The 23203-nt window shown below is 67.8% G+C and carries 16 protein-coding genes and 1 pseudogene; 6 read left to right on the forward strand and 11 right to left on the reverse strand.

Annotation, left to right across the window (positions count from 1 at the left end):
• The first annotated feature begins 7 nt into the window (after positions 1-7).
• From JS528_RS01805 to JS528_RS01815, 3 genes are all read left to right on the forward strand, one after another.
• Positions 8-712: a hypothetical protein gene (locus tag JS528_RS01805; RefSeq protein WP_214357378.1), complete on the forward strand. Its 705-nt coding sequence runs from the start codon at positions 8-10 to the stop codon at positions 710-712.
• A gap of 225 nt (positions 713-937) precedes the next feature.
• Positions 938-1366 carry a hypothetical protein gene (locus JS528_RS01810; RefSeq protein WP_214357379.1) on the forward strand — a complete coding sequence of 143 codons (429 nt, stop codon included), beginning with the start codon at positions 938-940 and terminating at the stop codon, positions 1364-1366.
• A gap of 62 nt (positions 1367-1428) precedes the next feature.
• Positions 1429-1647 carry a hypothetical protein gene (locus tag JS528_RS01815; protein ID WP_214357380.1) on the forward strand — a complete coding sequence of 73 codons (219 nt, stop codon included), beginning with the start codon at positions 1429-1431 and terminating at the stop codon, positions 1645-1647.
• Between the two features lie 375 nt (positions 1648-2022).
• On the opposite strand, the pseudogene JS528_RS01820 reads toward JS528_RS01815, so the two are convergent.
• The 8 genes and pseudogenes from JS528_RS01820 to JS528_RS01855 form a co-directional block, all read right to left on the reverse strand.
• Positions 2023-7134 (reverse strand): annotated as a pseudogene (locus JS528_RS01820) (Lhr family helicase); the annotation flags it as partial.
• 74 nt (positions 7135-7208) lie between these two features.
• Complete coding sequence (locus JS528_RS01825) at positions 7209-7424, reverse strand: helix-turn-helix domain-containing protein (RefSeq protein WP_214357382.1); 216 nt, start codon at positions 7422-7424, stop codon at positions 7209-7211.
• Positions 7425-8012, reverse strand: a complete 588-nt coding sequence (locus JS528_RS01830) for a DUF2975 domain-containing protein (protein WP_240541239.1) — start codon at positions 8010-8012, stop codon at positions 7425-7427.
• Between the two features lie 176 nt (positions 8013-8188).
• Positions 8189-9382 carry an MFS transporter gene (locus tag JS528_RS01835; protein WP_214357383.1) on the reverse strand — a complete coding sequence of 398 codons (1194 nt, stop codon included), beginning with the start codon at positions 9380-9382 and terminating at the stop codon, positions 8189-8191.
• A 133-nt stretch (positions 9383-9515) separates the two neighbouring features.
• Complete coding sequence (locus JS528_RS01840) at positions 9516-10496, reverse strand: ribokinase (protein WP_214357550.1); 981 nt, start codon at positions 10494-10496, stop codon at positions 9516-9518.
• Between the two features lie 530 nt (positions 10497-11026).
• Positions 11027-13288 (reverse strand): DNA gyrase/topoisomerase IV subunit B, encoded by a 2262-nt coding sequence (locus tag JS528_RS01845; RefSeq protein WP_214357384.1) that lies wholly within the window; start codon positions 13286-13288, stop codon positions 11027-11029.
• A gap of 132 nt (positions 13289-13420) precedes the next feature.
• A complete protein-coding gene (locus JS528_RS01850; protein ID WP_214357385.1) occupies positions 13421-14845 on the reverse strand; it encodes an RNA polymerase sigma factor in 1425 nt (474 codons plus the stop codon).
• Positions 14846-15085: 240 nt separating this feature from the next.
• On the reverse strand, positions 15086-15796 hold the full coding sequence (locus tag JS528_RS01855) for a DUF4192 domain-containing protein (RefSeq protein ID WP_214357386.1): 711 nt from the start codon (positions 15794-15796) through the stop codon (positions 15086-15088).
• A 183-nt stretch (positions 15797-15979) separates the two neighbouring features.
• Here JS528_RS01855 and JS528_RS01860 point away from each other — a divergent pair, with 183 nt between their 5' ends.
• Together JS528_RS01860 and JS528_RS01865 are read left to right on the forward strand one after the other, a co-directional pair.
• The gene (locus tag JS528_RS01860; protein WP_214357387.1) at positions 15980-17059 is read left to right on the forward strand and encodes a polyprenyl synthetase family protein; all 1080 of its coding nucleotides are present in this window, start codon (positions 15980-15982) and stop codon (positions 17057-17059) included.
• Positions 17060-17107: 48 nt separating this feature from the next.
• The gene (locus JS528_RS01865) at positions 17108-19396 is read left to right on the forward strand and encodes a protein kinase domain-containing protein (RefSeq protein ID WP_214357388.1); all 2289 of its coding nucleotides are present in this window, start codon (positions 17108-17110) and stop codon (positions 19394-19396) included.
• A 169-nt stretch (positions 19397-19565) separates the two neighbouring features.
• On the opposite strand, the gene JS528_RS01870 is transcribed toward JS528_RS01865, so the two are convergent.
• Entirely contained in the window at positions 19566-20270 is a 705-nt protein-coding gene (locus tag JS528_RS01870) for a lysophospholipid acyltransferase family protein (protein ID WP_214357389.1), read from the reverse strand.
• Positions 20271-20319: 49 nt separating this feature from the next.
• Between JS528_RS01870 and JS528_RS01875 the strand changes: the two genes are divergently transcribed.
• A complete protein-coding gene (locus JS528_RS01875; RefSeq protein ID WP_214357390.1) occupies positions 20320-20901 on the forward strand; it encodes a hypothetical protein in 582 nt (193 codons plus the stop codon).
• A gap of 80 nt (positions 20902-20981) precedes the next feature.
• On the opposite strand, the gene JS528_RS01880 is transcribed toward JS528_RS01875, so the two are convergent.
• Both JS528_RS01880 and JS528_RS01885 read right to left on the reverse strand, forming a co-directional pair.
• On the reverse strand, positions 20982-22298 hold the full coding sequence (locus JS528_RS01880) for an ABC transporter substrate-binding protein (RefSeq protein WP_214357391.1): 1317 nt from the start codon (positions 22296-22298) through the stop codon (positions 20982-20984).
• Positions 22298-23203 (reverse strand): carbohydrate ABC transporter permease, encoded by a 906-nt coding sequence (locus JS528_RS01885; RefSeq protein WP_240541240.1) that lies wholly within the window; start codon positions 23201-23203, stop codon positions 22298-22300. Before JS528_RS01885 ends, JS528_RS01880 begins: the two co-directional genes overlap by 1 nt.

Raw genomic sequence — 23203 nt, forward strand, 5'->3', positions numbered from 1 at the left:
CATCATCATGAAGGCATTGCTGTATCGTGATTGGCTGTTGTGGCGCAGGAGCCGTCTGTGCGTGGCCGCGGTCGTCGTGGCCTGTCTGTTCATCCCGGTCGTACTGGCGGTGCTCGCGGGCTCGGATCCGCGGGGTGCCGATTCGTTCGAGGCGCTGCCGGTGCTGGAGTCGCTCGGCCCCTGGTACGGCTATGTCGCCGCATTGCTGTCGGCGTACACGTTGTTCTCCAACGCCACCACGATGGATATGGGCGCCACGTTGCTCGCGGACGGCACGTTGGAGAACTACCGCGGGTCGGGACGGTCCATGCTTGGCTACTGTCTGGGCAAGAGTCTGCTGCCGATGCTGCTCGCGGAGGTCATGACGGGTTCGCTGTTCGCGTATCTCCTCTGGGCGGGGTTGGCGCATGCCGGTTCCGGCCCTGTCCTTTTCGTGGTGTTAGGGGCCATCGGCGCGATCGCCGGCCCCGCGGTGCTCGCGTTCGCCACCGTGCAGATGCTGCTCGCCACGCATGCGGCCACGGCCGGTTCGTTCTCGATGGTGACGTTCGTCGCGGCGATTCCGATGACCGTGTTCATCGTGCTTGGTTTGAGGCTTTCCTCCCTCTGGCAGCTGGTCACGTTGATTGCATTCGGCATGATCGCGTTGCTGTATACCGCGGCTTCCGTGCGTCGTCGCTATCCGAACACACTGCGTGCGGTCGACGGATGAGCTACCCGACGGCCGAGCCTACAGGATCGGACGTTTTCGGAACGGAAACGGGGCCGCAAACATCCGAATCTGTAGAATCGGACGTTTGCGCGGCCACGGCCCCGCCCTACACGTCCGATTCTGCAGTATCCGTCGTTCCTCCGGACTGCGGATGTCCGAGCCTGTAGGATCCGTGCGATAATCCATGAGGAAACCCTCGTAGCATCCACACGGAAGGGGCCGGCCATGACACCGATCGAATTGGAGACGCGGCGGCGCGTCACGGGATTGACGTCGAGCGAGTTCGCGAGGCTGTTCGTGACCATCGAGCGGAAGATCGACGGCGAGTCGGCGCAGTGGGACGCCTCCGACGTCGAATCGTGGGAGATCGTGGGACCGCCGGTGACCGCCGACCAGCACATCATCGACACGTTGGCGGCGGCGAACGAGTTCGTCGCGACGCTTGCGCAACGGCTCCACCGCATGATCACGCCGGCCGATGAGGACACGGTCGTCACCGCGTTCGCCGACGATATCACGTTCTGGGCCGACCAACCCGATCTGGGCGGCATCCCGCATGCGTTGTGGAACATCGCCGCGTTGCAGGCCGTCGAATGGGTGCGTCAGGAGACGGGCGTGGTCTGCACGATCGACACGCGCCCGTCGATCGTCTGACGCGAGAGCGACGTCGCGTACGGCCTGGAAACGCACGTATGTGACGTGAAAGGAACCACATCATGACGAAGACGCATGGCCAGTCGTCCACGTCCGACACGACGCCGACCTCGACCGGTGCCCCATCGAAGTCCCGTGGCTGGCCTCAGCCGAAGCGCAACGGCGGTCTGCCGGCGAACGATCCGAAACGAGAGTTCGCGAATGCCGTCCGGTCCAATGCCGTCAGGCGCGCGATGCCGTTCAAGGCCACCGGCCACAAGGGCGGCATCAGTTTCCGGTAGGCATAAGTCCCCCATCCAACTCGCCCACGCCACACATCCGCGAATGCCCGTGTTATGCCCCACGGCTTCTCGGCGCCATGACACGGGTACACGCCACCTTCAGTAGAGTCGCATGCCTTGGGGAACGGGGGTGAAGCCCGACTGGTGGAGAACGCGCGCATAGGGGCTGCGCCCGTTCAGGGGCTCGCCGTTGATGTCGGCAAAAGTGGTTGTGCCGGGCCCTCCGCGACGCATCACATAGGCCAGTTCGGCGAACGCGGGACGCAGGCGGGAAACGTCACCATCCCGCATCACTCCAGCCGATGCCGGCGATGCCGATGGATCCGGCGAGGATGCCGGAGACAAAACGGGCTTACCATCCCCGGCATCCGTCCTGCGTGTTGCGGACCGTTTACGATCGAACACCGTTAGACGTTTGGATTTCGGAGCGGCGTAGATGCGGGGTTCGCCGTCCACGAAGACCACGATGCCGCCTTCACGTCGTACGGGCTTGGCGGCGCCCTTTATCACGGCCGGCCATGCGATCGCGGAACCGTACAGGTTCGCGGGATCGAGCACACTGATAGCCACCGGCGAGCGCATGTGGCCACCATCCGTCGCGGACGATGCCGGGAATGGTTCCGGGACGGTGGATTCCTTCGGACGGGCTCCCCCTCCGGTCATGTCCGAATCGGCGTCCGGTATCTTCGTCCCACCCGCGTCGCCCTCGCCGCGGGCCGAACCGTCCCGTACCGGTTCCATGCGGCGTAGCGCGTCGACGGTGTCCTTCTCGGCGAACTGGGCGGCGCCGAAGCCTTGCACGAACATGCCACGGACGAGGCGTCCGTGTTCCTCCATGCGTTTGAGCAGCGGGTACAGTGCGGAGAAGCCTCCGGGGATGTTCTCCCTGTCGACGAGCGGTTGGGCGATGACGCCGTACCGGTCGAGCAGGATCTCCACCCGTTCGAGGGCCCGTTGCTCTGGGGTGACGGCATCGACGGGCGTGCCCGTGTCGAACGTGTCCGATGACATCGGGACGGTACCGGCGGCGGCATCGGGGCCGTTGCGCCGTATCGACGACGTGATATCGGACTCCTTCGGACCGTCGAGATCCACATCGCCGACCAGCGACCACAGGCCGCCCAAGGTCATCGGGGTACGGACGATCGGCATGCGGACGCGGCGGCGTGACGCCCGGGCGGGGACGCGGACCGCGCGTTTGCCGGAGCCGGCGCACAGCGCGCGCACGGGCGTGAACGAGCTGTTGGTGACCTCGCCCCGCCATACCAGCGACCACAGGGCCTCCTCGAACTGGCTGTCGGACCATGGCGGTGTTCGATCGTCCGGCATGGACGGCATCGTGATGATCTCTCCGGTTTCCGGGTCGACGGTCTCGATGGGTCCGTTGGTCCCGATTGCGTCGCCCTGCCGGCCGGCGTTCGCGGACTGCCACCGTTCGCGGGTCATCGCGGCGAGCTGCGTTGCGTGGTAGGCGCCTCCCGTGGCGAGCACGGCGAGTATGGATTCGGGAATGGTCGTCCGGGATGACATGTTCCCATCGTTCGTGTCGTCTCCCACGACGGCTTCATTGACAACAGTCCGATGTCCGGGTTCCGTCACCGCCCTCTGCAGCAGCATCGAGTCGGCGGGATGGAAGGCGACGAGTCCAGGCTCGTTCGCCCTGGTGTCGCCGGTCTTGGAACCGACCCATACGATCTCGCCGCCGGCGAGCAGTTCGTCGAGCAGCGCGAGCGAGTATCCGGCGACGCGCGCGGGGAACACCGATGATTCCCATACGCCCGCGGGCAGTGCGACGCCTTCGAGCTGTTCGATGACGCGCATCAGCCCGTCCGCGCCCTCGTACCGTTCACCGCCGACCGGGCCGACTCCCTGCCGGTCGAGCAGAAACGACTGGTATACGGCCGGGGCGACAGGTTTGACCGCTTCGCGCGCCTTGGCGAGGGACCGTGCGCGGATGCGGCGGAACACGTCCTTGTGGAGCCATTGCGTCGTATCCGAGACGCCGGACGAACCGTCGACCGCATCGTCACTCCTGTCGACGAAATGGCCGGAGAGCAGTTCGCCGTGTTGCGCGAGTTCGTCAAGTGCGTGTACGACGTCGGCAGCGTCGAGTTTCAGATCGGCGATCATCCGGCTTGCGGTGAACGGTCCGTGGGTCTTCGCGTAGCGGGTCACGCGTCCGGTCACGTCGTCTGGCGCGAGTTCGTTCCAGAACGTGCGTCCGGCGAGCTCCCCCTCGACCTGCGCGATGACGGCCGGGTCGAGCACGGTGGCCATGTCGGTCGTGCCAAGCAGTTTCTCCAGCACCTCGGGGTCCATCGACAGCAGGCGCACGCCGCGTTCGGCCTGCGGCACGTCGTACTGGTACATGACCGAGCCGACGAAGCCGAACAGCAGGTTCTCGGCGAACGGCGACGGGGTGTCCGTCGCCGTCTCCCTGAGCGTGATGGTCCCGACGTTGAGCCCGTTCATGAGCTTGCGCAGCGCATTGAGGTCGTAGACGTCCTGGAGGCATTCGCGGGCGGTTTCGAGCAGCAGCGGGAAATTGCGCCGCGTGCGGGCGGCGTTGAGCAGTTGGGCGGCGCGCAGACGCTGCTGCCACAGGGGCACGCGTCTGCCCGGTTCGGTGCGCGGCAGGAACAGGGAGCGCGCGGCGCATTCGCGGAATCGGGCGGCGTACAGGACGCTCTCCCCCACCCGGGTCTCGACGATGCGCGTGAGCTCGTCCGGGTCGAACAGGAGCAGGTCGCGGATGGGGATCTCGCCGATGCCGTCGGGGATGCGGATGACGATGCCGTCGTCGGCCGCGTATGCCTGTCCATCGAAGCCGTAGCGCTGCCGGAGACGGGTGGCGACGGCCATCGACCATGGTTCGTGGACGCGACGTCCGTACGGCGAGTGGATGATGACGCGCCAGTCGCCCTCCTCGTCGGGGCAGCGTTCGACGACGATGGTCGCATCGGAGGGGACGACGCCGGTGGCCGCCCGCTGTTCGGCGAGGAGCCGGGCGAGGTTGGCGACGGCGTTGCCGTCGAGGCCGTCGGCGTGGAGACGTCGGAGGATGGGCGGAGTGAAGGTGGGGGTGGTGTCCGCGGGGCGCGCGGGACGGCTCCTCTCAGTCTGCATTGCGGACGTTTCCCCTCCCAGAGGGGAAACGGAATGGGACGGAACGCCGGCGTCGTTCCCTGGAAGCCTGAGGCCCGCGGCGACCTCGCGTAGGAATCGGCCCTTGGCGCGGCCGAAGCCGGCGTCGCGGCCGGATTCCTCGCCGTGCCAGAACGGCAGGCGCGCGGTGCGGCCGGGGGCGGGCGTGACGACGACGCGGTCGCGGGTGATCTCCTGGATCTGCCAGGTGGATGTGCCGAGGGTGATGACGTCGCCGACGCGTGACTCGTAGACCATCTCCTCGTCGAGTTCGCCGACGCGGCGTTGCCCCCTGCCGACGTCGGCCTCGGGCAGGACGACCGTGTAGAGGCCGCGGTCGGGGATGGTGCCGCCGGAGGTGACGGCGAGCCGCTGCGCGCCGGGGCGGGCGGAGATGAGGTCGGACTCGCGGTTCCACATGAGGGGCGGGCGAAACGCGGAGAAGTCCTCGGTGGCGTACGCGCCGGTCATCATGCCCATGACGCCATCGAACATGCCCCGGTCGAGGCCGGAGAAGGGCGCCGCGCGGCGCACGGTCGCGTACCAGTCGTCCGGTCTGAGGTCGTCCATCGAGGCAGCGGCCACGGTCTGCTGGGCGAGGACGTCGAGCGGGTTGCGCGGCACGGCCAACGGTTCGATGTCGCCCGCGCGCATGCGTTCGATGGAGGCGGCGACGCCGACGATCTGCTCGCGCGTCAACGGGTAGAACAGGGCGTGCGAGACGCCGCCGACGCGATGGTCGGCGCGACCCACGCGCTGTAGACCGGAGGCGACGGACAGGGGCGGCGAGATCTGGATGACGAGGTCGACGGACCCCATGTCGATGCCGAGTTCGAGGCTGCTGGTCGCGACCACGCACCGGAGTTCGCCCCGCTTCAGCCGCTCCTCGATCTGCTTGCGACGGTCCTTGGAGACGGAGCCGTGGTGGGCCATCGCGATGACGTCGTCCGCGCCGTGCGAGCCGACGAGCATCGTGGTGGAGCCGACGACCGCGTCGTAGTGCCGCGCGAAACCCTCGCGCCCCTCCGGAGAGCCTTTGTCGGCGGACATGCCGGACGACCCGGGAATGTCGAAGCACGCGGACGAGCCGGAACCATCGGACGAACCTGGACCGCCGCTCCCCCGCCGTTCGGCGTACAGGTCGTTCAGCCGGGCGGTGAGCTTCTCGGCCAGTCCGCGCGAGTTGACGAACACGAGCGTGGTGCGGTGCGCGAGGATCTCGTCGAGCACGCTCGCCTCGATCACCGGCCATATCGACCCTGACGTGCGGTCGCCGGCGGCACTGGTGATCGCGGACGAATCGGCGTTCCATCGGCCCGCTCCCGCTCCGCCGGAGTCATCGGAGCCTCCGGATCCGCCGTCGACGAGCCCCCTGCGCTCGGCGAGACGCCGCATGGCCGGAGTCACACCGGAGATATGGGGCGTCGTCAGGCGTTCGGCGTCCACACCACCGGCGCGATGCGTGACGTTCGCGGATTGCAGGTCGCGCATGTCGCTCAGGGGCTCGACGACCTTCAGGTCCATGTCGGGTCGTTCGCCGGGATCGACGATGGTGACGGGCCGAGACCCGCCGAGGAATCGCGCGGCCTCGGCCGGCGGGCTCACGGTGGCGGACAGGCCGATGCGCTGCACCGGACCGATGCCGGAGGATTCCGGCCTTCCCGATTCGTCATCACGCCCCGCGCCCGTACCTTCATGGCCGTTTCCCGACCCTGCCGACGGCTCCGCCCCATCATCCGGTTTCCGTTTGCCTGTGATAAGGTCGTCGAGGCGTTCGAGGCTCAGCGCGAGGTGGGCGCCGCGTTTGGTGCCGGCGAGCGCGTGGACCTCGTCGACGATGACGGTGTCGACGGTTCTGAGGATTCGCCGCGCCTTGGAGGTGAGGATGAGGTAGAGGGATTCGGGGGTGGTGACGAGAATGTCCGGCGGATGCGTGGCGATGGCGCGGCGTTCGCGCGGCGTGGTGTCGCCGCTGCGCGTGGCGACATGGATGGTGGGCGCGGGAAGTCCCATCGCCTCGCATTCGCGGGAGATGCCGTCCAGTGGCGCTTCGAGGTTTTTGGCGACGTCGACGGCGAGCGCCTTGAGCGGCGAGATGTAGAGGATGCGCACACCCTTGGTTTTGCCTCGACGGGGCGCCGTGGAGTCGTCCGTCATGAGCCGGTCGATGGCGGACAGGAAGGCGCACAGGGTCTTGCCGGAGCCGGTGGGGGCGATGACGAGCGTGTTCGCGCCGGAGCGGATGACGGGCCAGGCCTCGCGCTGCGCCTCGGTGGGCGCGTCGAAGGCGTGGCGGAACCATTCCCGGGTGGGTTTCGAGAACGACTCCAGACATTCGCACATATGTTCGATTATGTGCGGCGGCGGGGACATACCGAACCGGGGGCTGCCCCCATGTCCAGAGTCGCGCGCACCGTTCACGCGTCTTGGTCGTCGACGTATTCGAGGATATCGCCGGGCTGGCAGTCGAGGACGCGGCAGATGCGGTCGAGCGTGGTGAAGCGCACGGCCTTGGCGCGCCCGTTCTTGAGGATGGACACGTTGGCGGGGGTGATGTCGATGCGTTCGGCGAGTTCGTTGACGCCCATCTTGCGCCTGGCGAGCATGACGTCGAGGTTGACGCGGATGGCCATTCAGATCACCTCCGCGAGCTCGTCGCGTTGGGCGATGGCCGATTTGAGGAGCGACCGCATGACGAGCATGAGGAGGATGAACGCGGCGACGAGCAGCAGTCCGACGACGCAGCCGGCCGCCACGATGGGCATGGTCATCGACGCCCGGAAGCATTGCCCGTCCGCTGGGTTGCAGTATTGGAAGTCGGCGAGTTCGCCGAACAGGAGCACGAACAGCACCAGTGCGCCTTCGGCGGCCGCGCATCCGATGATGGCGTCGACCAGGGGCACCGCACGTCCGGAGAAGACGTCCCGGCGTTTCGCCAGCGTCAGCAGTCCCCACAGCGGGATCATCGCGGCTTCGAAGCAAGCTACGCCGAGTACGCCGGCGATGGCGTAGGGCCAGCGGGCCGGGGCCGTCTCCGGGTAGAGCGTGGCGATGTCGCCGGACATGACGACGAGCCCGTACTGCATCCACACGCAGATGAGTTCGAACAGCACGATCAGCCCTTTGAGCACGCCGATCGCGAGGGGATGGTATTCGCCGCGCCGAGCGGCGTCCCCGGCGTTGGGCGCCTCGCCCGGCCGGCTGGGGTTCATGTCTGCCATGATATTGCCCTCCATATCGAAACATATCGAAAAATGATTGCAATTCGATAATAACCTATCGTTTTTCGATACGCAACGGCGAAACGGGATGCAGCGGCGCCACCGGCGGACCTTCACCGGACCATCACGGGACGCATCGCGCCGTCACCGCGGGGACGGCGCGGCGGAGCCCGACATCACGCGCGCTTGCGGCGCAGCGATTCATGCATCCACACCATGAGCGCGAGGAAGACGAGCAGATACCACGGGAACAGGTCGATGGTCACGTATTGGGCGATGAGCCCGAACAGCGGGGGCATGAGCATCGAGCCGATGTACGCGCACGCCATCTGCACGCCGACGATGGCCTGCGAGTTCTCCTCGCCGAAGTAGGCGGGCGTGGAGTGGATGATGCACGGGTAGACGGGCGCGCAGCCGAGGCCGACGACCGTGAGCCCGGCGAACACGCCGAGATGGTTCGGCAGCGGCAGCATCATGACGACGATGCCGGCGAGGATGAGCGCCTGTCCGAGCCGGATCATCTCGTGGTCGGCGAGGCGCATGGTGAGGAATCCGCTCAGCGCGCGTCCGACGGTGATGCCGATGAAGAACAGGCTGATCCAGCTGGCGGCGGACGCCTTGCCGATGCCGTGGCCCATGACCATGTAGCTCGCGCCCCACAGCATGCAGGTCGATTCGATGGCGCAGTAGCACAGGAACATGAGGAGGATCTCGCGGGCGCCCGGGATGGCGACCACGCCGCGCAGTCCCAGCGGTTTGCGTTCCGAGGCGCCGGAGGCTGCGGAGTCGTCGACGGCCGAGGCGACCGAGTCCGCCCCCGCGACTCGCGCCTTCCACAGCGGCAGGCTCACGACGATGACGGCGGTCAGCGCGATCTGGATGAATCCGATGTAGCGGTAGCCCCACGGCCAGCCCTGCCCGCCGGAGAGGGCGTAGCCCATCACGTACGGTCCGGTCAGGGCGCCGACGCCCCACATGCAGTGCAGCCAGCTCATGTGCCGGCTCTCGTAGTGGATGGCGACGTAGTTGTTGAGCGCCGCGTCGACGCCGCCGGCGCCGAGTCCGTACGGGACCGCCAGGGCGACGAGCGTCCAGTAGTTCGGCGCGAACGAGAAGCCCATGAGCGCCGCGGCCGTCAGGGAGACGGACGCGGCGGTGACGCGGCCCGCGCCGAAGCGCATGGTCATGCGGTCGCTCATCAGGGCCGAGCAGATGGTCGCCGCGGAGATGGTCATCGAGATGCCTCCCGCCCACGAGACGGGCGCCCCGAGGTCCTGGCTCATCGTCGGCCAAGCGGCGCCGAGCAGCGCGTCGGGCAGTCCCAGGCTGATGAACGACAGATAAATCACGGCGAGCAGCAGGCTTGCCATTCGGCCCTCCTTCGGGTGACGTCACACGATATGTACGACCGTACATAGTACGGGTGCCCGCGGATAACGAAAAGCCGGGGTCTCCGTGCGGAGAACCCCGGCGATTCCTCGTCCGGACATCGGACGGCGCCGGTCAGAACGGCGGCGCGAAGTACTCGGCGACCTCATGCGCGGAGCCGAAGGACGACTGCGCGCCGAGCTTGGTGGCGGCGAAGGCGGCCACGTACGAGGCGATCTGCGCGGACTGGAGCAGCGTGTAGCCGGCGGCGAGGCCGGCGAGCACGGTGCCCATGAACGAGTCGCCGCAGCCGGTGGTGTCCACGGCGTCGACCTTCGCGGCGGACACGCGGTGCCAGCGCCCGTCGTCGATGACGATCGAGCCTCCGGCGCCCAGCGTGACGATCGCCTGATCGAACCCGTAGTCGGCGAAGCGTTCGACCACGTCGGACCAGTCGAGCTCGCCCCAGTCGCCGCCCTCCGGCGGGTCGAGCTCGAGCAGCTGTGCGGCCTCGTGCTCGTTGACCAGCAGGATGTCGGTCGCCTCGACGAGTTCGTGCGGCAGTTCCGGAGTGAACGGGGATTCGTTGAGCAGGACGGCCACCCCGTCGGCGTGCGCGGCCTCGGCGGCGGCGATGACGGTGGTCATCGGGCTTTCGAGGCACAGGCCGAGCACGCTCGCCTCGGTCAGTCCGTCGCGGTGCGACTGCACGTAGCCGGCGCTGACCTTGCCGTTCGAGCCGGGCGAATACACGATGGTGTTCTCGCCGTCGGCATCGACGGTGATGACGGTGGTGCCGCTCGCGCCCTCGGTGTGCAGGATCTCGGAGGTGTCCACGCCGGCGTCGTCGAGCTTGCTCAGGAGGAATTCGGCGTTCGCGTCGTCGCCGACGGCGCCGTACATGCACACGTTCGCGCCCAGACGCGCGGCCGCGGCGGCCTGGTTCGCGCCCTTGCCGCCGGGCAGGATCCTCAGGGCGCCGCCCTTGACGGTCTCGCCGGGCTCGGGCAGGCGGCGCGTGGTGATCGTGTAGTCGGCGTTCATCGAGCCGACCACCGCGACCGTGCCCTCGGCCTGTCCCAGGCTCATCAGACGCTCGCACACCACGTCGGGCATGACCGGATGGCCGGCGGGACCGAGGATGACCGACGGGATGACGCCCGTCGAGGCGAGGGGCCGTACGCGCGTGGCCTGTGCGGTCTGCACGGGCTGCGCCGGGAGGTCGTCCGGAACGGGCGTCTCCTCGGGCTCCGCGGCGCGCTCCCCGGCATCGGCCGTCTCGTCCGATGCCGCGGCCGGTTCCGCGGGCACCTCGACCGGGGACTCCCCCACGACCACGACCGGCGCCTGCTGCGCGGTCGGCTGGATCACCGGGGATGTGGGCGGAATGGCCGGCGGCTGCGGCTCCGCCTCGGAATGGACCACGGGGATGAGTTCCGTGACGGCGCTGGGCTCGTGCCCCTTGCCGCCGTCCGCGGCCGGGACGCCGTCGGCGCCCTCCGCGACGATCGCGATGCCCGAGGGCATGTCGTCGTTCGATGCTGCGTTCTTCTCGCTCTCGCTGTTCACGTTCGACAAGCATAGTCGCGTCCGTGCCGCCCGGCGACCAACGCGTCGTGCGGCACGGACGCCGGATAGCCCGGGGATCAGGTGTCGATCTTGGAGCGGTCGAAGTCGTCCGCGTTCTCGACGATGAACGCCTTGCGCGGCGGCACGTCGTCGCCCATGAGCAGGCTGAAGATGCCGGACGCCTCGGCGGCGTCCTCCATGCGGATGCGGCGCAGCATGCGCGTGCGCGGGTCCATCGTGGTGTCGGCCAGCTGGTCGGCGTCCATCTCGCCCAGACCCTTGTAGCGCTGGATGTCCGGATTGTAGGAGATGCGGCGGCGTTCCAGATCGGCCAGCTTGCCGGCGAGCTCGTCGTCGGAGTACGTGTAGATGTACTCGCCCTTGTGCGAGCCGGCCAGCGCGATGCGGTGCAGGGGCGGCACGGCCGCGTACACGTAGCCGTGCTCGATGAGCGGACGCATGTAGCGGTAGAAGAGCGTGAGCAGCAGGATGCGGATGTGCGCGCCGTCCACGTCGGCATCGGTCATCATGATGACCTTGTGGTAGCGCGACTGCTCGATGTCGAAGCTCTGCCCGGAACCCGCACCCACCACCTGGATGATGGCCGCGCACTCCTTGTTCGACAGCATCTGCGTGATCGACGCCTTCTGCACGTTGAGGATCTTGCCTCGGATCGGCAGCAGCGCCTGGAAGCTCGAGTTGCGGGCCGCCTTGGCGGTGCCGAGCGCGGAGTCGCCCTCGACGATGAACAGCTCGGCCACGTCGTCGTTGCCCGGCTGGCAGTCGGACAGCTTGGACGGCATGGACGCCGATTCGAGCGCGTTCTTGCGGCGCGTGACCTCCTTGGCCTTGCGCGACTGGACGCGGGCGTGCATCTCGCCGACGATCTTCTCGAGGACGCGCGCCGACTGCTCCTTGTAGCCGCGCTTGGCGCCGGAGATCATCTCGCCGAACTGCCTGTCCGCCATGCGGGTGACGATCGGCTTGACCTGCGCGGTGCCGAGCACGTCCTTGGTCTGCCCCTGGAACTGCGGCTCGGCGATGCGCACGGTGACGACGGCCACGAGGCCCGCGGTGATGTCGTCGCGCTCGACGCGCATGTTGGAGTCCTTGAGGTTCACCTTGAGCTTGCGCGCGCTCGCCTCGACGGCCTTGCGCACCTGCTTGGTGACCGAGTTCATGAGGCCGTCGACGTGCATGCCGCCGCCGGGGGTCTCGATGATGTTCACGAAGCTGCGGATCGTGGTGTCGTAGCCGTTGACCCAGCGCAGGGCGATGTCGACGCCGCAGGTGCGGGTGACCATCTGCGCGTGCAGTTCGCCGTTCTCGCCGACGGCCTGCGTCTCCTCCTCGTAGGTGTCCTCGCCCTGGATGCGCCAGATGTCGGAGACGGGTTCGCCGTGCGACAGGAAGTCGACGAAGTCCTTCACGCCGCCGGTGTGGCGGAACTCCTCGACGCGAGCGTGCGTATGGCCGGCGGCGTCGGCCTTGGCGACCGCGACGGCGTCAGATTCGGACTCCGCGGTCCCGGGATCGGAGCCGGCCGTATCCGTGGCGACTTCCGAGGCCGGCACGATGCCGTCCGCGTCGACCTCGAGCATCTCGTCGACGGACGCGTCGCCGGTCTCCGGCACGTTCTCGTCGACGACGGTGATCTTCAGGCCCGGTACGAGGAAGCTGGTCTGCCGCACGCGGTCGATGAGCTGCTCGTACGAGAACTCGGCGGTCTTGTTGAAGATCTCCGGATCGGCCCAGTAGCGGATGCGCGTGCCGGTGCGCTTGGCCGGTACCTTGCCGATGACCTCAAGCTCGGTGGGGCGGTTCTTGCGGGTGCGCTTGAACGGCGAGTCCGGCGAGGGATGCTCCGGATCCGCGTCCGCGTACACGCCGGGATGGCCCTGGTGGAACGACATGTGGTGCGTCAGGCCGTCGCGGTCCACCTCGACGTCGAGCCTCGAGCTCAGCGCGTTGACCACGGACGAGCCGACGCCGTGCAGACCGCCGACCGCGTTGTAGGACGAGTTGCCGAACTTGGCGCCGGCGTGCAGCTTGGTCAGCACGACCTCCACGCCCGACAGCCCGGTCTTCGGTTCCTTGTCGACGGGGATGCCTCGCCCGTTGTCCGCGACCTCGACGGAGCCGTCGGTGTGCAGGGTCACGACGATGTCGTCGCAGAACCCGGCCAACGCCTCGTCGACGGAGTTGTCGATGATCTCCCACAGGCAGTGCATGAGGCCCTGGCTGTCGGTCGTGCCGATGTACATGCCCGGGCGCTTGCGCACCGCATCGAGGCCCTCAAGGACGGCGAGGTCCTTGGCGCCGTATTCTTCCTTCGCCATAAGCTCCTAGTTGGTGTGTGTCCTGCGTCGGGATAATGCCCGCTGATGTCGGCATATGGATGGCTCCGTCGGGGAACGGTCCACCGGACCGTTCCCCCTCCTCGCGTGAGGCGCGCTGCCGAGCGGCGCGCCTCACTGATCGAGGAAGTCGCGCAGGGTCTGCGAACGGGACGGGTGACGCAGCTTCGACATGGTCTTCGACTCGATCTGGCGGATGCGCTCACGGGTCACGCCGTACACGCGGCCGATGTCGTCGAGGGTCTTGGGCTGACCGTCCTCGAGGCCGTAGCGCATCTTGATGACGCCGGACTCGCGCGGGGAGAGCGTCTCGAGCACGCTCTTGAACTGCTCCTGAAGCAGCGAGAACGCGACCGCGTCGGACGGCGCGATGGCGTCGGTGTCCTCGATGAGGTCGCCGAACTCGGAGTCGCCGTCCTCGCCCAGCGGGGTGTGCAGCGAGATCGGCTCGCGACCGTACTTCTGCACCTCCTGCACCTTCTCGACCGGCATGTCGAGCTCGCGGGCCAGCTCGTCCGGCGTGGGCTCGCGGCCCAGATCCTGCAGCATCTGGCGCTGGACGCGGGAGAGCTTGTTGATGACCTCGACCATGTGCACGGGCACGCGGATGGTGCGGGCCTGGTCGGCCATGGCTCGGGTGATGGCCTGACGGATCCACCACGTGGCGTACGTGGAGAACTTGAAGCCCTTCTTCCAGTCGAACTTCTCGACGGCGCGGATCAGACCGAGGTTGCCCTCCTGGATGAGGTCGAGGAAGAGCATGCCGCGGCCGGTGTAGCGCTTGGCAAGGGAGACCACGAGTCGCAGGTTGGCCTCGAGCAGGTGGTCCTTGGCCTTCTTGCCGTCGTTCGCGGCCCACTTGAGCTCGCGCTTGCGCTTGAAGTCCATCTTGTCGCCCTCGGTGTCCAGCAGGTGCTGGGCGTACAGGCCGGCCTCGATGCGCTCGGAAAGATCGACCTCCTGCTCGGCGTTCAGCAGGTTCACGCGGCCGATCTGCTTGAGGTAGTCCTTGACCGGATCGGCGGTGGCGCCGGCGGTGATCACGCGGCGCTTGGGGTTGCCGGCCTTGCCGCGGCGACGGGGCTCGTCGTCGTCATCGTCGTCGCGCACGACGAAGGCGCCCTTCTGCTTGGGCTCCTCGACGACCTCGGGCTTGTCGTCCTCATCATCATCGTCGTCATCGTCCTCATCGGACTCGTCGTCGGCGTCGTCCTCGTCCTCGGCGTCCGGGTCGTCGACGTCCTCGCCGTCGAGATCCTCGTCGATGTCGTCGATGTCGTCGACCTCGAGATCGTCGCCGTCCTCGCCGTCGAGCTGGTCGACGGCCTCCTCGTTCTCGTTGTCCGCGGGCTTGACGGGCTCCTCCGTCTTCTTGCGGCTGGTGCGCCTCGTGGCGGTCTTGCCGGCTGCGGTCTTCTTCGCGGTCGACTTCCTTGCGGCGGTCTTGCGCGTGGTGCTGGCTTTCTTGGCGGAGGCGGCCTTGGTCTCGTCCTTCGTGTCCTCGGTCTTGTCGCCGGCCGTCGTGCTCTTAGTAGCCAAACTTTCCTCCTCGCGTTCCTCGCCCCGGCCCGCATATACCACATGGGCACACTTATGGCAAGGGCAAATCGTCAACTATGTGAGTAAACCACCTCATAGGGACGATTATTCCCGCAGCCGATTCCGCCGCGTCGGATGATGGGGCGCGGGAACGGCGCGCGGCCCACGACTGCACGCCGTGGGCCGCGACGTCGGGCTCCCGGATGAACGTGAGGATCCCGATGAACCGTATCGGGGAGGTCAGCCGCACTCGAAACAGCCGGACGGATGCACGTCATGGTCGGCCGCGGACAGCACGAGCGCCGCCAGGGAGCACGTGTCGTCGGCCTCGAGGCTGCGCAGCGCGTAGAGCGGCGCCCGACGGTCGTCCAGCCACCACAGGATGTAGGCGATCGAGGCCAGCGGCTGCGCGCTCATGCGGTGGGGAACCAGCAGTCCCATGCCGCTGAGCATCGTGATCCCGTCTCGGCAGCGGCGCATGTCCGGACGGCGTCCCTCCCCGAGGGAGCCGAGCATCAGGTCGCGCACGGTCGCCGCCACCTCGGGGGCGTGCGGTCGGGCGATGATGTCCATCATCACGTCCCGGTCGCACTCCTCGCCGTCGAGGACCATAGACAGGATCAGCGCGTCGCGGATCGACAGCGTCTCGTTCATGCCGACGGCGAGCGCGGCCATGACGTCCTCGTCGAGGTCGAAGCGGTGTTCGTCGAGCCGGTCGAGCCAGTCGTCGAGCGGTCCGTCCATCCACGCCGCGTTGGCGCGTTCCGGTCCGCGTTCGCGCCGGTCGCCGCGCAGTCTGGAGCCCATCTCCTCGATGAGTCCCTCGTCGGCGGGCTCGATGGAGTCCAGGAACGCCATGCGCTCGGCGTCGTCCCGTCGGCGGGCGCGTCGGCGTCCCGTCCCGCCGGCGATCGGGGTCTCGTCGTCGTATCGTCTCGTGTGTCCGCTCATGTCATCCTCCTTGATGATCGATGGTGGTTGCATGCGGCCGTGCCCTTCACGTCCGTCGCCAGTCAGTATGCGGTGCCGCCGGTCCCCTGCGCCAAGGTCCTCGCCTGTTGTGGATGGGGCTTCGCGATGCCTTGGAAATACTGGGTTCTTGTGTTCGCGGCGCATTGTGGATAACTTAGAGGCATGTGCAGAATCGACGTTGACCGTTCCCTGATCGAACCCCGTATCGCCGCGTTGGTGGCCCGCCGTTCGGGCGTGCCCGCCGGCGAGGGGGTGCCGGACGCGTGCCGGGCGATGATGGACGAGGTCGTCGCACAGGGCGTGTCGTCGAGCGAGGGGGGCAAGCGTCTGCGCGCGCTGCTCGCGCTGTGCGCCTATGACGCGTTCGGCGGGGATCCGGCGCGTCGCGATGCGATGGTGGACATGGCGTGCGCGATCGAGGTGTTCCAGACGGCGGCGCTGGTGCATGACGACATCATCGACGAGTCCGATCTGCGCCGGGGCAGGCCGAGCGCCCATCGCGCGCTGGAGGATTGGACCGGGGACCGGGCCATCGGCCGCGGTCTGGGGCTGATGCTCGGCGATCTGCTGGCCACCGCGTGCGTGGCCATCGCCAACGACGCGGCGGGTCGGCTGCCGAACTCCCCCGCGCTGGTGGACGCGTTCCTCACCATGCAGCGCGAGGTGGAGATCGGCCAGGTGCTCGATCTGGCGGTGGAGCGGGCGTCCCTGCTCGATCCGCAGGCGCTGGCCGAGGCCTCGCTGGGCGTGTTCCGGTGGAAGACGGCCAGCTATACGACGATCGCCCCGCTGCAGCTGGCGATGCTCGCCTCCGGGGTCGATCCGGAGCGGGCCCGCGGGGTCGCGATGTCGATCGGCGGTCCGCTGGGTCTGGCGTTCCAGCTGGAGGACGATCTCATCGACGTGATCGGCTCGAGCCGCACCAGCGGCAAGCCGGTCGGCGGGGACATCCGTGAGGGCAAGCGCACGGTGCTGCTCGCCGACGCGATCGGCATGGCGGACCCGGACGAGCGCGGCGAACTCGTCGCGATGTTCGAGGCCGGGGCCCGGTCGGAGGAGGATGTGCGCCGCGCGATCGGACTGTTCCGCTCCACCGGGGCCGTGGACCGCTCGAAGTCGCGCATCGAGGCGCTGTGGGCATCCACCCGCGCGGCCATCGGCGACGCAGGTCTGGACGCCGGCGCCGAGGGGCGTCTGACGGCCATGTGCGCCCGGTTCGTCCCGGACGTGGCCGGCCGGTAGAGTAGTCCGTGACATTTCCAGCACATCGAGGAATCTACGATAACCACTATGAGTGAAGCCGCAAACGCGCCCGAAGGCCAGTTGATCGAAGGACGGTACCGCATCGTGCGCAGGATCGCGCAGGGCGGCATGGCCACGGTGTACGAGGCGCGCGACGAGCGTCTGGCGCGCACGGTCGCCATCAAGGTCATGCACACGCAGCTGGCGCAGGGCCCGCACCGCGACCAGTTCATCGAACGGTTCAAACGCGAGGCCCGGTCGGCGGCGCAGATCGCCAACCCGCACATCGTGCAGGTGTACGACACCGGCGAGTTCAACGGTCTCGCCTACCTGGTGATGGAGTACGTGCACGGCGTGAACCTGCGTCACGAGATGAACCTGCAGGGCACGTTCACCGTGCGCGAGACGCTGCGCATCGTGGCCGAGACCCTGGACGGGCTCGCCTCCGCGCACCGGGTGAACGTGGTGCACAGGGACATCAAGCCGGAGAACATCATGCTCAACGACCGGGGCCGCGTGCAGATCACCGACTTCGGTCTCGCGAAGGCGACCTCGCAGGCGACGCTCTCCTCCACCGGCATGCTGCTGGGCACGGCCGCGTACCTGCCGCCGGAGACGATCGAACGCAACGAGGCCACGCCGCAGGGCGACCTGTACGCGGTCGGCATCATGGCGTGGGAGATGCTCTCCGGCGAGGTGCCGTTCATCTCCGACAATCCGGTCACGCTGGTCTTCAAGCACGTGCACGAGGACGTGCCGTCCGTGTCCGTGGTCTGCCCGGGCATCGACCCGGCGGTGGCGGAGTTCATCGAGCATCTGACCGCGCGCGCGATCGAGGCGCGTCCCGCGAACGCGGCGGCCGCGCTCGACGAGCTGCGACGCATCAGCGGCACGCTGTCGATGGACGCGTGGCAGTACCGCAGGCCGGTCGGTTCCGGGCAGGACGTGCATCCCGTCGCCGCCGGCCCCATGCTCGCCGGCGTCGCGACGAACCCGGGCGAGCCCGGGGCGATCGGCTCCCCCGCCGCCGAGCGTTCCCGGGACGAGGCCGGCGCGGCGGACGGCTCCTCCGACATCGAGGCGAACACGCTGCGGTCGTCCCGTCTGCCTCCGGTTCCCCTGGCGCCCGCTCCGTCGGCCGCCGCCGCTCCCCCCGCGCCGCCTACGGCCGACGCAGTGCAGCCGACCGTCGCGATCGGCGACGCCGCGACCCGGATGATGCCGCCGATGGCCCCCACCGGCGAGACGCGGGCGATGCCGGCCGCATCCTCGTCCGGCGACGCCGCGACCCCGGCGGACGACACCGGGCAGGCGGACGCGCCGAAACCGGCCAAGCGCCGCGGGGGCGCGAGGAAGGCGATCATCATCACCGTGTCCGTCCTGCTGACGCTCGCGTTGGCGGGCGGCGGCGCCGGCGCATGGTGGTACTACCTCGGACCGGGCAGCTACTGGGCGCTGCCCAAGCCCGCGGACGTGAGCTGCACGGACGGGCAGGCGTGCACGATCGCCGGCGCGAAGTGGCAGTCGTACGAAAGCACGCTCAAGGTGTCGGGCATCCCGTACAAGACGTCGCAGGAGTACAGCGACACCGTCGCCGCGGGGTCGATCATCTCCGCGAAGATCGGCGGCGCGGACGCCACGGTCGACGCCCACGTGAGCAAGCGGCACACGCAGACGCTCGACGTGGTCGTCTCCAAGGGCGTGAGGATGGCGACGATCCCGACCGACATCCTCGACCCGAGCTCGGCGAACGGCAAGGCGCCGCTGGACGCGCTCAAGAAGGCCGGATTCACGAACGTCAAGCACGACGAGTCGAAGGACGCGTACTCGGAGACGCTGCCCGAGGGCGTGACGCTGAGCGTCTCCCCCGATCCGGGGACCACGCTCAAGCACAACGCCGAGGTGACGGTGACCCTGTCGAAGGGCCCGATGCCGGTGCAGATGCCCGACATCGTCGGCCGTTCCAAGGACGAGGCCGCGCAGTCGCTGAACGATCTGAAGCTCAAGTCGAACTTCACCGAGCAGTACAGCGACACCGTCGAGGCGGGCAACGTGATCTCCGCGTCCGTGACGAAGGGCGCGCAGCTGCACTGGGGCGATTCGGTCGACGTGGTCGTCTCGAAGGGTCCGGAGATGGTGACGATGCCGGACGTGCGCGGCCAGACCTACGACGACGCCGCCAAGACCCTGCAGGCGCTGGGGCTGGACGTGCAGAAGACCGCGCCGCTCGGCGACCTGACGCACACGGTGCGTCTGCAGGACCCGGAGCCCGGCCAGCAGGTGCGTGTGCGCGACACGAGCGGCAAGAAGACCGTCGTCACGCTCACGGTCGTGTGAGATGCGGCGACGGGGCGTACGGCACGTCCCGTCGCCATCGGTGATGCGCGAGGCATACGGAACGGGGCGGGCCCCGACCGGCGATGAGATCCGGTCGGGGCCCGCCCCGTTCGTTTGCCGCGCCCGTCGCGCCCGCGATGCCGAGGGCGACGGGCCGGGAGGGTATCTTCTATCGATCCCCGGCCTCGGCCTCCTGCTTGGCCTTGAGCTCGGCCTTGACCTTCTGCGCGTACTCGGGCACGTACTCCTGACCGCTGAGCTTCTGGATCTCGGCGGTCAGATGGTCGGTGAGCGAACGCAGGTCGTCGTGCGTGATCTCGTCGGCGGGCTTGCGCTCGACCTTGATCGGCTTGCCGTAGATCACCTGGGTCCTGCCCTTCGCGGGGATCGTGGTGCCGATGGGCTGGAGCTTGTCGGAGCCGATCAGCGCGGTCGGCACGATCGGGCAGCCGGTCTCGAGCGCGAGTCTCGCCACGCCGGTGTGTCCCTTGTACAGGCGCCCGTCGGGGCTGCGCGTGCCCTCGATGTGGATGCCGAACAGATGGCCGTCCTCGATGATCTCGCGCGCGTGCTCGAGCGCGCCGAGCGACTTGTTGCCGCCGGAACGGTCCACCGGGAACACGCCGACGGACGTGAACCACCACTTCTTGAACCTGCCCTTGAGGCCCTTGCCCTCGAAGTACTCGGCCTTGCCCATGAAGTGCACCATGCGCGGGCACGTGATGGGGATGAGCGCATCGTCGATGACCGCGAGATGGTTGGCGGCGATGATCGCCCCGCCCTTGCGCGGGATGTTCTCCAACCCCTTGGCGGTGGGGCCGAGACGATGACGAGCGATGGGACCGAAGACCTTGACGAAGAACCAGTAGAGCACTGCGTTTCCCTCCCCGCGCAAACACCCGCGGCAGATTAAAGTGGTGAGTATGACTGAACTCAACAATACCAACGCGGGTGACGAGCGCACAAACCCCGCGCCGGGCGGCAACGGAGCCGCCGGAAACGCGCGGAAGGGACCGGATCTCGGCAATCTCAACGAGGCGTGGGCCGCCTTCCAGGCCGAACACAAGGACGACCTCGACGCCGTGGCCTCCTCGCGCAACGCGAAACGCTTCGAGAAGCACGCCGAGCGCAGGGAGAAGGAGATGCTCCTGCACGTGCGCGACCTCGACCCGTCGTCCTTCTCCCGCACGGGATCGACGCACGGCCCGCGTGACTTCACCGGCTCCAGCTGGCTGGACGCGGACACGGTGCTGGACGCCGGGGAGGACTTCGTTCCCCCGAACCCGAGCATCGGTCCGGTGAGGAAGTCGAAGCTCGTGTTCTGGATCATGCTGATCGCCGGCGTGGCCGGCATCATCGTCTCGGCGTTCCTGCCGTTCCTGACGTGGATCCTCAGCCCGATATTCGGTCTGTGCATGCTCATCGGCGCCGGCGGCCTGATCGTCCAACACAAGGGCCACACCGAGACCCGCGAGGACGAGTTCGACGACGGCGCGCGGGTGTAAGCGGCTCCGACTCATGCAACGGGCCCTCCCCTCGATGATGAGGTGAGGGCCCGTTGCATGTCCGGATCACGGTTCCCGGATCACGACGCGAAGTCGATGGACTCCTGCAGTTCGGCGATCATCGCGTGTGCCGCGTCGATCGCCGAGCGCTTGCCGAAGACGACATCCTGCTGGTAGCGGATGATGGTCTTGTCGAGCTCCGAGGCGCCGTTGGGGGTGATCGACGGTGCGTCGCCCAGCGTCGGCCGGATCTTGTCGATGAAGGCGAGCGCCTTGCGGTCGGTGCCGGTCGCGTCCTTCGCGAGCGCCCTGCGGATGCCGTCGTTGGCGGGGATGCCGCGTTCGGTGCCGAGGATGGCTCCCGCTCCCCCGTCGTTGATCAGATAGTCGACGAGCATGGCGGCCTCGGCCGGATGCTGGGACTGCGACGAGACGGACCAGTACATGCCGGGCTTGAGGTACATGGTCCTGGAGCCCGGATCGATCTGCGGCAGCGGCACGATCGACATGTCGTCGGTGCCGGCGGCCTGGGCGTACGGCGTGATCATCGTGGCCTGCGTGATCATCATCGCCTGCCGTCCCTTGCCGAAGTCGCTGTCGTTGAGCGCGGCGGCACTGTTCTCGCTCCACCGCTCGCGGCTGCCCTCGACGCCGTCGACGGCCCAGTCGGCGGGCAGTTTGAGGAACGAGGCGAGCGTTTCGGGCGGGATGACGATGCGGTTGCCGTCGAACAGCCGATCGCCGTGCTGTCGGGCCCACAGCTGCAGGGCGTAGCCGTTGTTCGGGGCGAGCGATCCGATGATCCTCCCGCCGGATTTCTCGGTGACCTGCCCGGCGAAGTCGGCGAATTCGCTCCACGTCCAATGGTCGGTGTCGGGCAGGGTGAGTCCGAGCTCCCTGAGGACCGCGTTGTTGACGATGACGCCGTACTGGGCGGTGGTGGCGGGCGCGGCGACCTGCCTGCCCTCGACCACGCCCATCGACCTGAGCGATGAGTCCATGCCGTCGAGGTCGAGGTACTTCGACGCCTTGTTCAGGTCGAGCAGCGATCCCATCGACCCGTAGAAGGCGAGGTAGAGCTCGTCCATCTGCATGACATCGGGGGCGTTGCCGCCGGCGGACTGGACGGCGAGCTTGTCCCAGTAGCCGGTCCAGTCGGAGTATTCCATGTCGACGTGGATGTTCGGATGCAGCTTCTCGAACGCGGCGACCGCCTTCTCGGTCGTCTCGACGCGCGAATCGCCGCCCCACCAGTCGAGACGGATCGTCACGTCGCCGTCCGAGGGGACGACCGGCACGTCGGACGCACCGACCGAGCTGCCGCACGCGGCGGACACGCACAGGGCCACGGCCGCCATCACCGCGGCCAGATACCTTCTCCACATACGATTGAACATCACTTGCCTCCCGTGGTGGCGATGCCTTGGACCAGATACTTCTGACCGAACGTGAAGACCAGGAACAGCGGGATGAGGCTCACGACGCTCATCGCGAACATCGGGCCGTAGCTGGACTGGGACTGCGAGTCGATGAACGTGCGCAGCGCGATCGGCACGGTGTACATGTCGGGCTTGGTCAGGTACAGCAGCTGGCTGAAGAAGTCGTTCCACGTCCAGATGAACGTGAACACGGCGCACGTGCCGATGGCCGGCTTCATGAGCGGCAGCAGGATCTGGAAGAAGATGCGCGCGTGCCCGGCGCCGTCGATCTTGGCGGCCTCGTCGAGGTCGCGCGGCAGCCCGCGCAGGAACTGGTAGAACAGGAACGTGAAGAACCCGTCCATCGCGAGGAACTTCGGCACGATCAGCGGCACGAACGTGTTGATCATGTGCAGCGAGTTCCACATGATGTACTGCGGGATGACGACCACGTGGATCGGGATCATGAGCATCAGCAGCATGAAGCCGAACAGGACGCCGCGGAACCGGAAGTTGAGGCGTGCGAACGCGTAGGCGGCCATTGAGCAGGTGAGGATGTTGCCGACGATCGCGAACACGACGATGATCAGCGAGTTGAGGACGTACCGTCCGAACGGGTGGCTCAGCGCGTTCCACCCGGCGACGTAGTTCTCCCACAGCGGATGGGTGACGACGAGTCCCATGTTGGTGAAGATCTCGTTCTGCGGCCGCAGGGAGCTGGCGATCATCCACAGGATCGGGTAGAGCATGAGGATCGCGAGCAGCAGCACGACGACCTGCTTGATGATGGAGATGATCACTCGTCCGGCCGCGCGGACGCGGTCGGGCCGCATGCCCTCCCCCGGCCCCAGGTCGGCGTATGCGGATGTCATATCGTTGGTCAT

Origin of the sequence: Bifidobacterium santillanense (assembly GCF_018555385.1) — a bacterium.
GTDB classification, from domain to species: domain Bacteria; phylum Actinomycetota; class Actinomycetes; order Actinomycetales; family Bifidobacteriaceae; genus Bifidobacterium; species Bifidobacterium santillanense.

Excerpts from the sequence above, each read along its gene's own strand:
- JS528_RS01805 (WP_214357378.1), top strand. The coding sequence starts at position 8 with ATGAAGGCATTGCTGTATCGTGATTGGCTGTTGTGGCGCAGGAGCCGT.
- JS528_RS01810 (WP_214357379.1), top strand. The coding sequence starts at position 938 with ATGACACCGATCGAATTGGAGACGCGGCGGCGCGTCACGGGATTGACG.
- JS528_RS01815 (WP_214357380.1), top strand. The coding sequence starts at position 1,429 with ATGACGAAGACGCATGGCCAGTCGTCCACGTCCGACACGACGCCGACC.
- JS528_RS01825 (WP_214357382.1), bottom strand. The coding sequence starts at position 7,424 with ATGGCCATCCGCGTCAACCTCGACGTCATGCTCGCCAGGCGCAAGATG.
- JS528_RS01830 (WP_240541239.1), bottom strand. The coding sequence starts at position 8,012 with ATGGCAGACATGAACCCCAGCCGGCCGGGCGAGGCGCCCAACGCCGGG.
- JS528_RS01835 (WP_214357383.1), bottom strand. The coding sequence starts at position 9,382 with ATGGCAAGCCTGCTGCTCGCCGTGATTTATCTGTCGTTCATCAGCCTG.
- JS528_RS01840 (WP_214357550.1), bottom strand. The coding sequence starts at position 10,496 with ATGCCCGACGTGGTGTGCGAGCGTCTGATGAGCCTGGGACAGGCCGAG.
- JS528_RS01845 (WP_214357384.1), bottom strand. The coding sequence starts at position 13,288 with ATGGCGAAGGAAGAATACGGCGCCAAGGACCTCGCCGTCCTTGAGGGC.
- JS528_RS01855 (WP_214357386.1), bottom strand. The coding sequence starts at position 15,796 with ATGAGCGGACACACGAGACGATACGACGACGAGACCCCGATCGCCGGC.
- JS528_RS01860 (WP_214357387.1), top strand. The coding sequence starts at position 15,980 with ATGTGCAGAATCGACGTTGACCGTTCCCTGATCGAACCCCGTATCGCC.
- JS528_RS01865 (WP_214357388.1), top strand. The coding sequence starts at position 17,108 with ATGAGTGAAGCCGCAAACGCGCCCGAAGGCCAGTTGATCGAAGGACGG.
- JS528_RS01875 (WP_214357390.1), top strand. The coding sequence starts at position 20,320 with ATGACTGAACTCAACAATACCAACGCGGGTGACGAGCGCACAAACCCC.
- JS528_RS01880 (WP_214357391.1), bottom strand. The coding sequence starts at position 22,298 with ATGTTCAATCGTATGTGGAGAAGGTATCTGGCCGCGGTGATGGCGGCC.
- JS528_RS01885 (WP_240541240.1), bottom strand. The coding sequence starts at position 23,203 with ATGACCAACGATATGACATCCGCATACGCCGACCTGGGGCCGGGGGAG.